Below are 14,431 nucleotides of genomic sequence, written 5' to 3'. Positions count from 1 at the left end.
CGTCAGGCCTGCGCAGCCAGCGCCTGCTCGGCTTCCAGCTTCTCGTAGAACTTCACGATGATCTCCCAGGCCTCGTCGGCCGTCTCGACGAACTGCATCAGTTCGACATCGCCGGGCGCGATCGTGCCGAAGTCGGCAAGGGCATTGAAATCGATGATCTTGTGCCAGAATTCCTTGCCGAACAGGATAAGCGGCACCAGCGCCATGCGTCCCGTCTGCATCAGCGTCACCGTTTCGAACAGCTCGTCCAGCGTGCCGAAGCCGCCCGGGAAGACCGTGACCGCCTTGGCGCGCAGCAGGAAATGCATCTTGCGGATCGCGAAATAGTGGAAGTTGAAGCTGAGCTCGGGCGTCACATAGGGGTTCGGCGCCTGCTCGTGCGGCAGGACGATGTTGAGGCCGATCGACGGCGCACCGACATCGGCCGCGCCGCGGTTGCCCGCCTCCATGACACCAGGGCCGCCGCCGGTGACGACGACATATTCCTTGTGGTTGAACTCGGCCGACTTTTGCGAGCACATGCGGGCGAACTTGCGCGCTTCCTCGTAGTAGATCGACGCGGCTTCCAGATTGGCGCGCTGCGTCTCGTTGCGCGCGGCCCAGGCATCCGCCCCGGGGGCGGGAATGCGCGCGCCGCCGAACATGACGACGGTCGAATTGATGCCGCGCTCGGCGAGCATCATCTCGACCTTCAGCAACTCAAGCTGGAGGCGCACCGGCCGCAGTTCCTCGCGGCAGAGGAAATCGTCGTCAACATAGGCAAGCCTGTAGGCCGGATGGGCCGATTGCGGCGTCTGCGGCACTTCTGCGGCGCGGTGCTTGTCCTGCGCGCTGTCTGCCAGGGGATCCCAAACGCCGTCCTTGCGACGCAAGTTCTTCTTCTTCAGTCTCGCCATATCACTTTCCTGCTTTCACATCTCACGGGATTATCATTGCGCCCGTGCGACAGTATCTGCCGGAAAGGGGCTTCATCTTTCCCGGCACTTGCTCTAGAGCATTTTGCTGATTGATGAAATCGACCTTCCGGCATCCCGACGATCAAGAATAAGTGTCGAAGTTTAAGGAATTCCGATGAACACCTCCAACCTCACAACACTTTCCGCAACCATCGAGCGCGCCTTCGAGGAGCGCGATGGTATCAATACCTCGACACGCGGCGAAGTGCGTGATGCCGTCGAGACCTCGCTGAACCTGCTCGACGCCGGCAAGGTGCGCGTCGCCGAGCGCGGCGAGGATGGCAACTGGACGGTCAACCAGTGGCTCAAGAAAGCCGTTCTCCTCTCCTTCCGCCTCAACCCGATGGAAATCGTCAAGGGTGGCCCGGGCGAATCCGCCTGGTGGGACAAGGTACCCTCCAAGTTCGACGGCTGGAGCATCAACGAATTCGAGAAGGCCGGCTTCCGCGCCGTACCGAACTGCGTGGTACGCCGCTCGGCCTATATCGCGCCGAACGCCATCCTGATGCCGTCCTTCGTCAATCTCGGCGCCTATGTCGGCGAAGGCACGATGGTCGACACCTGGGCGACGGTCGGTTCCTGCGCGCAGATCGGCAAGAACGTGCACCTGTCCGGCGGCGTCGGCATCGGCGGCGTTCTGGAGCCGATGCAGGCCGGCCCGACCATCATCGAGGACAATTGCTTCATCGGCGCCCGTTCGGAAGTCGTCGAGGGCTGTATCGTGCGCGAGGGTTCGGTCCTCGGCATGGGCGTCTTCATCGGCAAGTCGACCAAGATCGTCGACCGCGCGACGGGCGAAGTGACCTATGGCGAAGTGCCGCCCTATTCCGTCGTCGTGGCCGGCTCCATGCCGTCAGACAAGACCATGCCGAACGGCCTTACGGCCCCGAGCCTCTACTGCGCCGTCATCGTCAAGCGCGTCGACGCACAGACCCGCTCGAAGACCGGCATCAACGAACTCCTGCGGGATTGAGCCATGGCAGCCGTCGAGGAGCAGGGGCCGAGCCTCACCTGGCTCTTCTTCGGCTGGTCCGGCCGGCTCGGCCGGGTGCCCTTCGCACTCGGCTGGGGCTTCTGGCTCATGCTGCTTTCGGCCTCGCTCGCCCGCATCATCATCGTGCCGAAGGAGGATCCCTCCTTCCTCTTCTGGTCCTTCGTCTTTGTTGGCATGGCAATCGTATCGACGATTTCCTCCATCATGCTGACGGTCAAGCGGTTGCACGACATGAACGTGCCCGTGCCGCTGATCATCTGCCTCTTCATCCCGGCCATCTCCTTCTTCGCGCTTTTCGCCTTCCTGGTCTGGCCGGGCACGGACGGCCCGAACGAGAACGGGCGCCTGACCAATCGCCCCAAGGACTGACGACCGCGCGCCCCGGCCCCGCGTGACAGGTCGGGGACGATCGGGTACATCTCGATTCTCCCTTCACCTCGTGCCGTGATCGCATGCCCATGACCTCTTCCAATCCGATCGAAAATCTCGCAACGCTCATTCGCTGCCCCTCCGTGACGCCTGCCGAAGGCGGCGCGCTGACGGCGCTTGCCGCCATGCTGGAGCCGCTGGGCTTCACGGTGGAGCGCATGACGGCGAGCGAGCCCGGCATGCCGGATATCGAGAACCTCTATGCCCGTATCGGCAGCGAGGGGCCGCACCTGATGTTCGCCGGCCATACGGATGTCGTTCCCGTCGGCGACGAGGCGGCGTGGACCCATGCGCCGTTCGGCGCGGAAATCGCGGATGGCGAAATGTTCGGCCGGGGCGCCGTGGACATGAAGGGCGGCATCGCCTGCTTCATCGCCGCCGTCGCGCGCCAGATCGAAAAGAACGGCCCGCCGAAGGGTTCCCTCTCCTTCCTCATCACCGGCGACGAGGAAGGCCCGGCCGTCAACGGCACGATCAAGCTGCTGCAATGGGCGGCCGAGCGGGGCGAACGCTGGGATGCCTGCCTGGTCGGCGAGCCGACCAATCCGGACCAGCTTGGCGACATGATCAAGATCGGCCGGCGTGGCTCGGTCTCCGGCGCGATCACCGTGCATGGCGTGCAGGGCCATGCCGCCTATCCGCACCTTGCCGACAATGCGGTGCGCGGCGTGATCGCCCTCACGGACGCGCTGATGCATCCGCCCTTTGACGCAGGCACTGAGGACTTCCAGCCCTCGAACCTCGAAGTGACGACCATCGACGTCGGCAATCCGGCCACCAATGTCGTGCCGGCGCGGGCAACCGCCCGCTTCAACATCCGGTTCAATGACGCCTGGACGGCCGAGACGGTCATGGCCGAGATCGTGCGCCGGCTCGATGCGGCGGCTGGCGACGAGAAGCTGCGGCCGGGCCGCCCTGCCCTGCGCTACGACATCACCTGGGCCGAGCGGCCGAGCCATGTCTTCCTGACCCGCGACAACCAGTTGATCGCCTCGCTATCAGGCGCTATCGAGGCCGCCATCGGCCGGGCGCCGAAACTGTCGACGACGGGCGGCACCTCCGATGCGCGCTACATCAAGGACTACTGCCCGGTGGTGGAGTTCGGACTCGTCGGCCAGACCATGCACATGGTGGACGAGCGGGTGGCAGTTGCCGACCTCGAGACCCTCACCGTGATCTACGAAACCTTCATCGAACGCTGGTTCGGCGATGCCGGGGCTTGACGAGGTCCTCTACTATCTCAAAGGCATCTACCTGCTCCTGAAACAGAAGCAGGAGGGGTTCGGCTGGCTTGACCTGACGGCGCGCGGTCTTGCCCGCTCGTTCTGGGCATTCGTCTGGTGCCTGCCCGCTTTTGCCGTCATCTGGGCATCCTGGCGGCTCTACTATCTCGCCAGCATGCCGGCGCAGACGCCGGCCGGCGTCAATTTCTTCGTCAAGCTGCTGGTGATCGATGTCGCCGGCTGGCTGCTGCCGCTCGTGCTGCTCGCGATGCTGGCGCGCCCGCTCGGCTACGGCAAATATCTCGCCACGGTCGTGACCGCGAGCAACTGGATCGCCGTGCCCTTTTCCTATGCGGCGGCCATCCCCTTCGCGCTGACCCTCGTGCTGCCGGCGAGCGCGCCCTTTGCCGGCCTGCTGCTCTACGCCGTCTTCGGCGCGAGCGTCGTCCTGCAGTTTCGCCTCGTCTGGATGTGCGTCGGCAAGCAATCGCTGCTCGCCGCCGCCATCACGGCAATCTTCGTGCTGCCGCCGATGATCGTCGGGCAGGAATTGCAAGGCATCCTCGGCACGCTGCCGAGCTGACGCAGTTTTCGAAGCTGCTACGCGATTTCGCCGGAAGTGCCCGGGTAGTCCACAGCCATGAAATACAGACCGTCCGGCGGCGCGACGGGGCCGCAAGCCTTGCGGTCGCGCGCTTCGAGCGCCGTGCGAACGTCGTCCACCGTCCACTTGCCTTCGCCCGCCAGTTTCAGCGTTCCGGCGAAGGAGCGGATCTGGTTGTGCAGGAAGCTCTGCGCCGAGACGCGCATCTCGATCAGTTCCCCGCTGCGCGTCACCTCCAGCCGGTCGATGGTGCGCACCGGGCTGTTCGCCTGGCACTGGGCGGCACGAAACGTCGTGAAATCGTGCCTGCCGACCAGAACCTGGCCAGCCGCATGCATGGCCTCGTGGTCGAGGTCCCTTGCCACGAACCAGGCGCGGTTCGCCTCCAGCGCCAAAGGGGCGCGGCGCGAGATGATGCGATAGAGATAGTGTCGCTTCACCGCGGAAAAGCGGGCGTCGAAATCGTCCGGGACTTCGGCCGCGTCGAGGATCGCGACGCGCTCGCGGGCCATGCCCAGATGCGCATTGAGCGCGTTGCGCAGCGTGTGCCCCGCCCAGGTCCGCGAAAGGTCGGCATGGGCGACCTGCCCCATGGCGTGCACGCCCGAATCCGTGCGCCCTGCACCACGGATGGAAACGGTCTCGCCCGTCAGCGAGAGGATCGCCGCCTCGATGGCGCCCTGCACAGAATGGCCATTGTCCTGCCGCTGCCAGCCGACATAGGGCGTTCCGTCATATTCGATGCGAAGGCGATAGCGCGGCATCAGACGAGGACCCCGCCGGCCGGAACCGGCGTTCCGCGCAGGAAATCGGCCGCATCGAGCGGCTTGCCGCCGGCCTTCTGCAAGCGGACGAGCCGCACTGCGCCGCCGTCGCCGCAGGCGATGGTCAAAAGGTCGTCGAGAACCGTTCCGGCGGGCTTTGCGGTGGTTTCGCCCCCGCGCGCGCTGGCCAGCACCTTCACCCGCTCCGGCTTGCCGGCAACCGTCAGCTCGAACCATGCGCCGGGGAACGGCGAGAGGCCGCGGATATGGTTGTGCACGTCCTCGGCGGGACGGGAAAAATCGATGCGGGTTTCGGCCTTGTCGATCTTGGCGGCGTAGAGCACGCCCTCCTGCACCTGCGGCGTCAACGGCAGGTCGCCTGCTTCGAGCTTCGCCATGGCCTCGGCCATCAGTGGACCGCCTGCCCGCATCAGCGCATCGTGCAGCTCACCGGCGGTCATGGTCTCGCTTATCGCCACGCGGCGGGTGAGCGCGACCGGGCCGGTGTCGAGCCCCTTGTCCATTTTCATGACCATCATGCCGGTTTCGCTATCGCCGGCCATGATCGCGCGCTGGATGGGCGCGGCGCCGCGCCAGCGCGGCAGCAGCGAGGCGTGGCCGTTGTAGCAGCCGAGACGGGTGCCCGAAAGGATCGCCTCCGGCAACAGGAGGCCATAGGCGACGACGACCGCCACATCCGCATCGAGGGCGCGGAAGGCCGCGCGATCGGCTTCCTCGCGGAAATTGACTGGCGTGTGGACGGGAATGCCAAGCCGTTCGGCCGCCTGATGAACCGGCGACTTTACCAGTTCCAGGCCACGGCGGCCCGCAGGACGCGGCGGCTGTGAATAGACGGCGACGATCTCGTGGCCGGCCTCGGCCAGCGCCTCCAGCGTCGGAACGGAGAAATCCGGCGTGCCCATGAATATGATGCGAAGGGCCATCAATCAGCCTCCGTGAGTATGGAAACGGCGGTTGCCGTCTCAGAGCGCCTTGCTGCCGCGCAGCTTGGCCGCCTTGGTGAACTTGCGGATCACCATCTCGCGCTTCAGCTTGGAAATATGGTCGATGAACAGCACGCCGTTGAGGTGATCGATCTCGTGCTGCAGGCAGGTCGCCAGCAGGCCGTCGGCCTCCGTCAGCCGTTCCTTGCCATCGCGGTCGAGGTGCTTGACGGTGATGACCGCCGGGCGCTCGACCTCGGCATAATAATCCGGGATCGACAGGCAGCCTTCCTCATAGACCGATCGCGTCTCCGAGGCGCTCACCACTTCCGGATTGATGAAGACGAGCGGCGCCTTCTCCTCGCCGTCCTTCGACACGTCCAGCACCAGCATGCGACGGGCAACGCCGATCTGGATGGCGGCGAGGCCGATGCCGGGCGCATCGTACATCGTCTCCAGCATGTCGTCGGCAAGCTTCCTCACCTCGCTGTCCATGGTCTCGATGGGCTTCGAGACCTCGCGGAGGATCGGATCGGGAAGGATAATCAGCGGCTTGATGGTCATGAGCCTCCCTTAGCGCGGTTTTTTTTCGCTTTCAATCGGCTTCGCGGGCCACTTGCGCGACTTGTTCACGTTATGATCTGGTTTCCGTCACATTCCGTGTTATGGTCGCGGCATGATCGATCCGACTCTCGACACGCTTCTATCGACCCTTCTTGCCCGGCTCGGTGGCCCGGGACCGGCGTTGCTGCTGCTCGCGGCGGCGCTTCTCGCCGTCTTCGGCCTCCTCTCGGCCCGCCGCAGCCATGCGCGCCAGCGCGAAGCGGCGGCAATGGCGGAGCTGCGCTTTGCCGAACTCATCAGGGCGCAGACCGAGATGCAAGGGCGGGTCGGCGCCATGGCGGAGGTCTTCGGCGCGAAACAATCGGAGACCAACCAGGCTATCAATGCGCGGCTCGACGGCCTGACGCAGCGGCTCGGCCAGTCGATTTCCGAGCAGACGCGCTCGACCCACGAAAACCTCCGGCGACTGCAGGAACGGCTTGCGGTCATCGACACGGCGCAGACCAACATCCAGTCGCTTGCCAAGGACGTGGTCGGCCTGCAGGCGATCCTGTCCAACAAGCAGACGCGCGGCGCCTTCGGCCAGTCGCGCATGGAGACGATCATCGCCGACGCCCTGCCGCACGGCGCCTACCAGTTTCAGGCGCAGCTTTCCAGCGGCGTGCGGCCGGACTGCACGATCCGCATGCCGAACGGCCAGCCGCCGCTCGTCGTCGATGCGAAATTCCCGCTGGAGGCATGGAACGCGATGTCGGACGGACGCGCGCCGGACGCCGCCAAGCTCGCCGCCCAGCAGTTCCGCCGCGACATGGAGACCCACATCCGCGATATCGCCGAGAAGTATCTTCTGGCGGGCGAGACGCAGGACACGGCCTTCCTCTTCGTGCCGTCGGAATCGATCTTCGCCAGCATCCACGAGAATTTCGAAGGCGTCGTGCAGCGTGCCCACCGCGCGCGAATCGTCATCGTCTCGCCGTCTCTGCTCATGCTTTCGGTCCAGGTGCTCCAGGCGCTCCTCAAGGATCAGCGCATGCGCGAGCAGGCGCATGTCATCCAGGGAGAGGTCGCACGGCTGATGGACGATTTGACGCGGCTCGACGACCGGGTGCGCAAACTGCATGGCCACTTCACCTCCGCGCAGAAGGATGTAGACCTGATTCTCACGTCAACCGAGAAGCTTGCGCGGCGGGGCGCACGTATCGGCGAGCTGGAATTCGAGGCCGTCGCGGCCCTTTCCCAGCCCGCGGAAAAGACCGTCGACAGCCGGACCGGCCCGTTGCGGCTGAGGGTAGTTGACGAGGACTGACCGCCTCGGGCAGTGTCCGACGGAAACGATAAGGGGCAGCTCTCATGATCACGGTTTTCGGTTCCATCAACATGGACCTCATCGCAACGTCTGAACGCCTGCCGAAGCCGGGTGAAACGGTGATGGGCAGCAGCTTTACCACGGCCGCTGGCGGCAAGGGCGCCAACCAGGCGCTGGCCGCCCGCCGCGCCGGCGCGATCGTGCGCATGGCCGGCGCCGTCGGCGACGACAGGCTGGGGAGCCAGGCGCTGGCCCTGCTCGCCGATGCCGCTGTCGATCTCAACGGCGTACGCTCCGCGGCCGAGGCAACGGGCACGGCGCATATCCTCGTCGACAACGACGGCGAGAACGTCATCGTCGTGGTGCCGGGCGCCAACGGCACCGTCACCGAGGAAGACGCCAAGCGCACGGTCAGCTCCATGTCGCGCGGTGACTATCTGATGCTGCAGTTCGAAGTCCCCAACGACGCCATCGAGGCCGCGCTTGTCAGCGCCCGGCAAAAGGGCGTCATCTCCTTCGCCAACATCGCACCGTTCAGCGCGGAGGCGAAGCGCCTCGGCGCCAAGGCGGATATCCTTGTCGCCAACGAGACGGAGTTCGACCTCTTCATCGGCAAAGGCGAGCTTTCGGACGAGGCGCGCGAGGCGAGCATGCGCGCGCTCCACGCCGAGAGCGGACAGACGATCATCGTGACGCTCGGCGCCGATGGCGTCGTCGCCATCCGCAAGAACGAGCTTTATCGCGCTGCCGGCCTCGTGATCGAGCCCATCGACACGGTCGGCGCGGGCGACACGTTCTGCGGCTATCTCGCCGCCTCGCTCGATGCCGGATTTGGCTTCAAGGATGCATTGCGCCGCGCGGCCGTCGCCGGCTCGCTCGCCTGCCTCAAGCCGGGCGCGCAGCCGTCCATTCCCTTCTCCTCCGCCGTGGAAGCCGAGATCTAGCGCCCGCACAACCGTTGCGTCAGCACGATTTTGCAAACGGCAATCCAGGCGTCGCATTGGCCGCGACGCCTGATACTTCAGCCGGTTAAGCCTATAAGAGGCAGGCGAAATTTGGCTATTTATTAATATTTTACCGGCTACTCACATCCTCAGACATTGCGGCCGTCAAGGGCGTGAACCGTCTCGGGCGCAGATCACGCGCCTCGCGCTCCATGATGGAGACTTCCCCCAAAAAACGAATGTGTTCCTTCGCGGCCTGGTGTCGCGGGCGTCTTTCATCATGAGGATTTCATGTTCAAGTTCCTGGCCAAGTCGCTTGCGACGAAGCTCATCGCAGTTACCGGCGGCACGATCGCCCTGGTATTGCTCGCCTCCAACACCGTTCTTATCGATCAGACCCAGCGCCGCGTCGCCGAACTCGTCTATTCCGAGGCGAACAGCGAGGCGCATGCGATCGCCGCTGACATCGCAACCGATATCGGCCAGCTGGCAAGCGCGACGCGCTCCATGGCGGGCGTGATCGAGCAGGGCCATTCCGGTGGGCATTTCGACCGCAAGACAGTCGTCGATATCGTCAAGGCGAATGCCGAAAAGAACAGCTTCGCGCTCGGCGCGTGGTTTGCCGAAGAGCCGAACGCCTTCGACGGCAAGTCGCGTGAAATGCCCGCGCAGCTGGACACCGGTACGGCCAAGGACGGTTCGTTCAATGCGTACTGGACGAAGCGGAAGGACAGCTCGATCGTGCTGTCTACCTTCGAATCCGAATACGATGCCGAGTGGTACAAGCTCGCCGCGACCCGCGGCAAGGGTGCCATGAGCCAGCCCTATGCGGACGATTCGACCGGCGAAAGCATCACCATGGCGTCGATCTCCTATCCCGTGATGTCGGGCGGCAAGCATATCGGCGTCACCGGCATCGATATCTCGCTGAACACGCTCTACAACAAGCTCAGCCAGCTGAAGCCGTTCGGCGAAGGCCGCGTCATGCTGCTGTCGCAGAGCGGCAAGTGGATCGTTGCTCCGACCGTCGATCTTCTCATGAAGGAATATGACGGCCAGGGCCACGAAGTCGTCAAGGAAGCCCTTGCTACGGGCAAGGCCGGCCTCATCGAAGACCTCACCTACAACGAACTCGCCGCCTTCGATCGCGTCGTCTATCCCTTCGCGCTGCCGGATATCGACACGACCTGGGTCGTGCTGGTCGACGTGCCGCGCGCCGCAATCAACGCCCCGGTCAACGACCAGACCAGCATGATGATCCTCGTTGGCCTGATCGTCCTCGGCACGGTGCTCGCCGGCCTCTACTTCTCCGTCCGTCTGTTCGTGCAGAAGCCGCTCGCCGGCCTCGTCGCCGACGTCGCGGTGCTCAGCAACGGCGAGTATACCCAGCCGGTGTCCGGGCAGGACCGTTCGGACGAGACCGGTTCGGTCGCCAAAGCCCTCGAAGGCTTCCGCCACCAGCTCGCCGACACAAAGCGCCTTGAAGCCGAAGCCGACAACCAGCGCCAGCTTACCGAAGCCGAGCGTGGCCGCTCGGAGGCCGAGCGCGCCGAAGCGAATGCTCTCCAGCGCGATATCGTGGCCCGTCTCGGCGACGCCCTCGCCCAGCTTTCGTCCGGCAACCTGACCTTCCGTCTCTCCGGCGACTTCCCTGGCGAGTACGGCAAGCTGAAGACCGACTTCAATTCGGCGATCGCCAGCCTCGAAGAGACGATTCAGACGGTCAACGCCTCCGTCGGCAACATCGGCGGTGGAACCGGCGAAATCTCCAAGGGCGCGGCCGACCTGTCGCACCGCACCGAGCAGCAGGCCGCCAGCCTGGAAGAGACCGCAGCCGCCCTCGACCAGCTCACCTCGCAGGTCAATTCCAGCGCGGAGAACGCCCGCGTCGCCGCCAAGTCCGTGGAAGCGGCCAGCGACGATGCCAGCAAGTCCGGCGCGGTCGTGCAGAAGGCCATAGCCGCCATGCACGGCATCGAGCACTCGTCGCGCGAGATCTCCAACATCATCGGCGTGATCGACGACATTGCCTTCCAGACCAACCTCCTGGCGCTCAATGCCGGTGTGGAAGCAGCACGCGCCGGCGAAGCCGGCAAGGGCTTTGCCGTCGTCGCCCAGGAAGTGCGCGAGCTTGCCCAGCGTTCGGCCAATGCGGCCAAGGAAATCAAGACGCTGATCAACACCTCCGAGGTGCAGGTACGCGAGGGCGTCGACCTCGTCGGCAAGGCTGGCGACACGCTGGAAAACATCGCCGAGCAGGTCATCGAGATCAACGGCCTCATCCGCCAGATTTCCGGTTCGGCTTCCGAGCAGGCCGTCGGCCTCAAGGAAATCAACTCGGCCGTCAACCAGATGGACCAGGTGACCCAGCAAAATGCGGCGATGGTGGAAGAGACCACCGCTGCCAGCATGGCGCTGAACGAGGAGGCCCAGACGCTGAAATCGCTCGTTGCCCGCTTCCGCGCCGGCGCCTCCGCCACGGCGGTCCAGCCGGCGCAGCAGGCGACCCGCCCGCAGCCGCAACGCGCCGCCTATCAGCCGCCGCGCGCAACGGCCCGCGCCATGCCGAGGGTTGTCGGCAACACGGCGCTGGCGCAGGACGACTGGGAAGAGTTCTGAGCACATCCCGACAAACAGAAAGGCCGGCGTCACCGCCGGCCTTTCTCGTTCTCAAGACGCTATTTGCGCTCCGTCGGCTGCGGCTGAAGCCGCCCGCGGGAGCGCGAGCGGGTGGCGCTTGCCAGCCGCTGCGAGGCTTCTTTCAATTCCAGTTCGGAAAAGAAGCCCCGGTATTCCGGGCGCAGCATCAGCGCCTCCATGGAGAGTTCCGGCTTGCCGGCGTCGAGCAGCCGTTCGAGGCCCGTCGTACCCGGCTTGAAGACGAGTTCGCGGGCCGCCGCCACACCGCCATTGAGAAGCACGCAACGCCGCAGCAGGACCGGGCGGAAGCCCAGTTCGGCAAAGCGGTCATAGAGGCCGATCATCTCCTTGTGGAAACGCCCCTCCGCGCCCGGTGCAGCGTTGCGCAGCCCACGCATCACAGACGGCCGACGCGCTCGGCAAGCAGCGCGAAAAAGCCGTCGGCATCGACGTCCTTCATAACGAGCGCATTGTGCTTGCGCCCCGTAACCTGCCACCAGTCGACCACCGTCATGCCCGCCGTGAGCGGCGAAGCGGTCTCGACCTCGACATTGCAGGCGCGGCCGGAGAAAAGCTCGGGCTTCAGAAGGTAGGCGATAACCGTCGGATCGTGCAGCGGGCCGCCGTCGGAGCCGTATTTCTCGATATCGAAGCGCTCGAAGAAATCGAGCATCTCGACAAGGGCGATGGCGGGGCGGCTGCCGATCTCGCGCAGTTTCGCAACGCGGCTCTTCAGCGTCAGCACCTTGTGGGTGACGTCGAGCGGCATCATGACGATCGGGATGCCGGACCGGAAGACGGCCGCCGCCGCTTCGGGATCGACATAGATGTTGAACTCGGCAGCCGGGGTGATGTTGCCCCCCTCGAAGAAGCCGCCCCCCATCATGACCAGCTCACGCACGCGGCCGGCGATTTCCGGCGCCTTGTGAAGGGCGGTCGCGATGTTCGTCAGCGGACCGAGCGTGCAGAGCGTCACCGTGCCTGACGGCTCGCGCTTCAGCGTATCGATGATGAAGTCGACGGCGTGCTGCTCCTCAAGCGGCATCTTCGGCTCATGCAGTTCCGGCCCGTCGAGGCCGGTCTTGCCGTGCACGTGCTCGGCGGTGACGAGCGGGCGGGATATCGGCTTGTCGGCGCCGGCAAAGACCCTCACGTCGGGCCGGGAACAGAACTCCAGGATGATGCGGGCGTTGGTAGAGGTCCGCGACAACGGCACGTTGCCGGCGACGGTGGTGATGCCGAGAACGTCGAGTTCGGGGCTGCCGAGCGCCAGCATGATCGCGGCGGCATCGTCCTGGCCGGGATCCGTGTCGATGATGATTTTCCGTGGCTCAGACATGCCTTTTCCGTTCCTCTGCATCTCATGCGCTTGGCCCGCGCTTCGCGGGCGAAGCGGCGACTATATTTGCCGGATCGCCTTTCGCAAGCGTCTTGCGTCACGGACCGGCAATCACCATATTGCAGCCATCGGGATGCCGAGGTCGGGTCCCGCCAAAGTCGCTTGAAAGCCAAGGACTAGACGATGACACGCATGACCCCTTTCACGAGCCCGTTGCTGCTCGGTTTCGACGCCATGGAAAAGACCCTCGAGCGTATCGCCAAGGGCAATGATGGCTACCCTCCGTACAATATCGAGCGGCTGCGGCCGGACGGCGAACCCGAGCGCCTGCGCATCACGCTTGCCGTGGCGGGCTTTTCCGACGAAGAACTCGATGTGACGACGGAAGAAAACCAGCTCGTCATTCGCGGTCGTCAAATCGATGGCGGTGAACGGGACTATCTTTACCGCGGCATCGCAGCCCGCCAGTTCCAGCGCACCTTCGTGCTTGCCGACGGCATGCGCGTTCAGAGCGCCGAACTGAAGAACGGCCTTCTTTCGGTTGATCTCGTGCGGCCCGAACCGCAGCGGACGGTAAAGAAAATTAACATTTCCGTATCAGACTAGATCATGAGCCGTTCCTGCGGGAACACCCGCCGGAACGTTTCAAGCGTAGCGTGATCGCCTGACGCACCGATGGGCCATGGTGGCCGTGGGCGTCCGGTGGCCGGCCCTGCCGGCATTGCCATGGAGGCAAAGATGGGACTGAAAACCGCAACCCTCACCGTTTCGAAGGCAGACCTTGCCCATCTTGGCGCAGGCGAAGTCGGCTATATACGCAAGATGAAGGCGGACGAAGTCTCGCGGGTCTTCCCGGAAGCCCCGGAGATCGATCCGAGCCTCGACCTGTGGGCGCTGTTCGGCGCGGACGGCACGCCGATCCTGCTGACCGACAACCGGTCCAGCACGTTCTACAAGGCCGCCGAGGACGAGTTGCGCACGGTCAGCCTGCACTGACGCCTGAGAGTTCACTTTCCGTCAGAGACGGCGGAAAGTGAGATAGGCCGACTTGCGGCCTTCGCGCTTGGCCTTCGCCTCGTAGCGCGTGCCCGGCCAGCCGGCATATGGCGTCAGCCAGTCGGCCGCATTGTCCGCGGTCCACTCGAAAGCGGGATGCGCCCCGCAGTGCATGAGCGTCCAGTTGACATAGGTGTCGATGTCGGACGCGAAGCAGAAGAGCCCGCCCGGCTTCAGCACCCGGGCAAAGCGATCCAGATTGACGCTTGAGACAAACCGCCGCTTCCAGTGCTTCTTCTTCGGCCAGGGATCCGGGTAGAGAAGGTCGATCTGGTCGATCGAGGCTGCCGGCAGCCAGTCCAGAAGCTCCGTCGCATCATCATCATAGAGCCGGATGTTCTTCGCGCCCGTTTCATCGATACGGCCGACGAGCTTCGCCATGGAATTGACGAAGGGCTCGACGCCGATGAAGGCGGTTTCCTGCTGCTCCAGCGCGCGATGGATGAGATGCTCCCCGCCGCCGAAGCCGATTTCGAGGCGAATGCCTGCGGGTGTAAAATCGTAGAGCGTCGCGATGTCTGCCGGAGCCGGGGCCGAGAGATCGACCTTCAGCGCCGGCAGTAGCGTTTCGAGATGCTGCGCCTGCCGCTCACGCAACGGCTTTCCCTTGCGGCGACCGAAGAAGGCTTCGGTCGCGCGGCTGCGGCGCTCTGCATCACTCATGTCGT

Annotated in this window: 16 protein-coding genes; 9 read left to right on the top strand and 7 right to left on the bottom strand. The window is 64.7% G+C overall.

The window, feature by feature from the left end; all coding sequences use genetic code 11:
- Positions 1-2: 2 nt before the first annotated feature.
- On the bottom strand, positions 3-896 hold the full coding sequence (locus tag WA950_RS06805) for an LOG family protein (RefSeq protein WP_424550929.1): 894 nt from the start codon (positions 894-896) through the stop codon (positions 3-5).
- A 175-nt stretch (positions 897-1,071) separates the two neighbouring features.
- Here WA950_RS06805 and dapD point away from each other — a divergent pair, with 175 nt between their 5' ends.
- From dapD to WA950_RS06785, 4 genes are all read left to right on the top strand, one after another.
- Positions 1,072-1,929, top strand: a complete 858-nt coding sequence (gene dapD, locus WA950_RS06800) for a 2,3,4,5-tetrahydropyridine-2,6-dicarboxylate N-succinyltransferase (RefSeq protein WP_424550928.1) — start codon at positions 1,072-1,074, stop codon at positions 1,927-1,929.
- Positions 1,930-1,932: 3 nt separating this feature from the next.
- On the top strand, positions 1,933-2,319 hold the full coding sequence (locus WA950_RS06795) for a DUF805 domain-containing protein (RefSeq protein WP_424550927.1): 387 nt from the start codon (positions 1,933-1,935) through the stop codon (positions 2,317-2,319).
- 89 nt (positions 2,320-2,408) lie between these two features.
- The gene (gene dapE / locus WA950_RS06790) at positions 2,409-3,602 is read left to right on the top strand and encodes a succinyl-diaminopimelate desuccinylase (protein ID WP_424550926.1); all 1,194 of its coding nucleotides are present in this window, start codon (positions 2,409-2,411) and stop codon (positions 3,600-3,602) included.
- Positions 3,589-4,185, top strand: coding sequence for a hypothetical protein (locus tag WA950_RS06785; protein WP_424550925.1), 597 nt, complete (start codon positions 3,589-3,591; stop codon positions 4,183-4,185). The genes dapE and WA950_RS06785 overlap by 14 nt, the downstream gene beginning before the upstream one ends.
- Before the next feature lie 17 nt (positions 4,186-4,202).
- Here the strand turns inward: WA950_RS06785 and truA are convergent, their stop codons facing one another.
- Genes truA through def form a run of 3 tightly spaced genes read right to left on the bottom strand, consistent with a single transcriptional unit; the run spans position 4,203 to position 6,478 of the window.
- A complete protein-coding gene (gene truA, locus WA950_RS06780) occupies positions 4,203-4,970 on the bottom strand; it encodes a tRNA pseudouridine(38-40) synthase TruA (protein WP_424550924.1) in 768 nt (255 codons plus the stop codon).
- Complete coding sequence (gene fmt / locus WA950_RS06775; RefSeq protein WP_424550923.1) at positions 4,970-5,914, bottom strand: methionyl-tRNA formyltransferase; 945 nt, start codon at positions 5,912-5,914, stop codon at positions 4,970-4,972. Before fmt ends, truA begins: the two co-directional genes overlap by 1 nt.
- Positions 5,915-5,953: 39 nt before the next feature.
- Positions 5,954-6,478, bottom strand: a complete 525-nt coding sequence (def, locus tag WA950_RS06770; protein WP_424550922.1) for a peptide deformylase — start codon at positions 6,476-6,478, stop codon at positions 5,954-5,956.
- A 112-nt stretch (positions 6,479-6,590) separates the two neighbouring features.
- On the opposite strand from def, the gene WA950_RS06765 reads away from it, so the two are divergent.
- The 3 genes from WA950_RS06765 (at position 6,591) to WA950_RS06755 (ending at position 11,347) form a co-directional block, all read left to right on the top strand.
- A complete protein-coding gene (locus tag WA950_RS06765) occupies positions 6,591-7,784 on the top strand; it encodes a DNA recombination protein RmuC (protein ID WP_424550921.1) in 1,194 nt (397 codons plus the stop codon).
- Between the two features lie 44 nt (positions 7,785-7,828).
- Entirely contained in the window at positions 7,829-8,728 is a 900-nt protein-coding gene (locus tag WA950_RS06760) for a ribokinase (RefSeq protein WP_424550920.1), read from the top strand.
- Positions 8,729-9,019: 291 nt separating this feature from the next.
- Positions 9,020-11,347, top strand: a complete 2,328-nt coding sequence (locus WA950_RS06755) for a methyl-accepting chemotaxis protein (protein WP_424550919.1) — start codon at positions 9,020-9,022, stop codon at positions 11,345-11,347.
- A gap of 59 nt (positions 11,348-11,406) precedes the next feature.
- Here the strand turns inward: WA950_RS06755 and WA950_RS06750 are convergent, their stop codons facing one another.
- Together WA950_RS06750 and WA950_RS06745 are read right to left on the bottom strand one after the other, a co-directional pair.
- On the bottom strand, positions 11,407-11,766 hold the full coding sequence (locus WA950_RS06750; RefSeq protein WP_424550918.1) for a hypothetical protein: 360 nt from the start codon (positions 11,764-11,766) through the stop codon (positions 11,407-11,409).
- Entirely contained in the window at positions 11,766-12,707 is a 942-nt protein-coding gene (locus tag WA950_RS06745) for a nucleoside hydrolase (RefSeq protein WP_424550917.1), read from the bottom strand. Before WA950_RS06745 ends, WA950_RS06750 begins: the two co-directional genes overlap by 1 nt.
- Before the next feature lie 183 nt (positions 12,708-12,890).
- Here WA950_RS06745 and WA950_RS06740 point away from each other — a divergent pair, with 183 nt between their 5' ends.
- Both WA950_RS06740 and WA950_RS06735 read left to right on the top strand, forming a co-directional pair.
- Entirely contained in the window at positions 12,891-13,313 is a 423-nt protein-coding gene (locus tag WA950_RS06740) for an Hsp20 family protein (RefSeq protein WP_424550916.1), read from the top strand.
- Between the two features lie 132 nt (positions 13,314-13,445).
- Positions 13,446-13,703, top strand: coding sequence for a DUF1150 family protein (locus WA950_RS06735; protein WP_424550915.1), 258 nt, complete (start codon positions 13,446-13,448; stop codon positions 13,701-13,703).
- A gap of 21 nt (positions 13,704-13,724) precedes the next feature.
- Here the strand turns inward: WA950_RS06735 and trmB are convergent, their stop codons facing one another.
- Complete coding sequence (gene trmB, locus WA950_RS06730; RefSeq protein WP_424550914.1) at positions 13,725-14,426, bottom strand: tRNA (guanosine(46)-N7)-methyltransferase TrmB; 702 nt, start codon at positions 14,424-14,426, stop codon at positions 13,725-13,727.
- Between the last annotated feature and the right edge of the window lie 5 nt (positions 14,427-14,431).

This window comes from Shinella sp., assembly GCF_049651085.1.
Lineage (GTDB): Bacteria > Pseudomonadota > Alphaproteobacteria > Rhizobiales > Rhizobiaceae > Shinella.
Note: the sequence above shows the minus strand (reverse complement) of the source record. Positions and strands in the feature narration are given on the sequence as shown.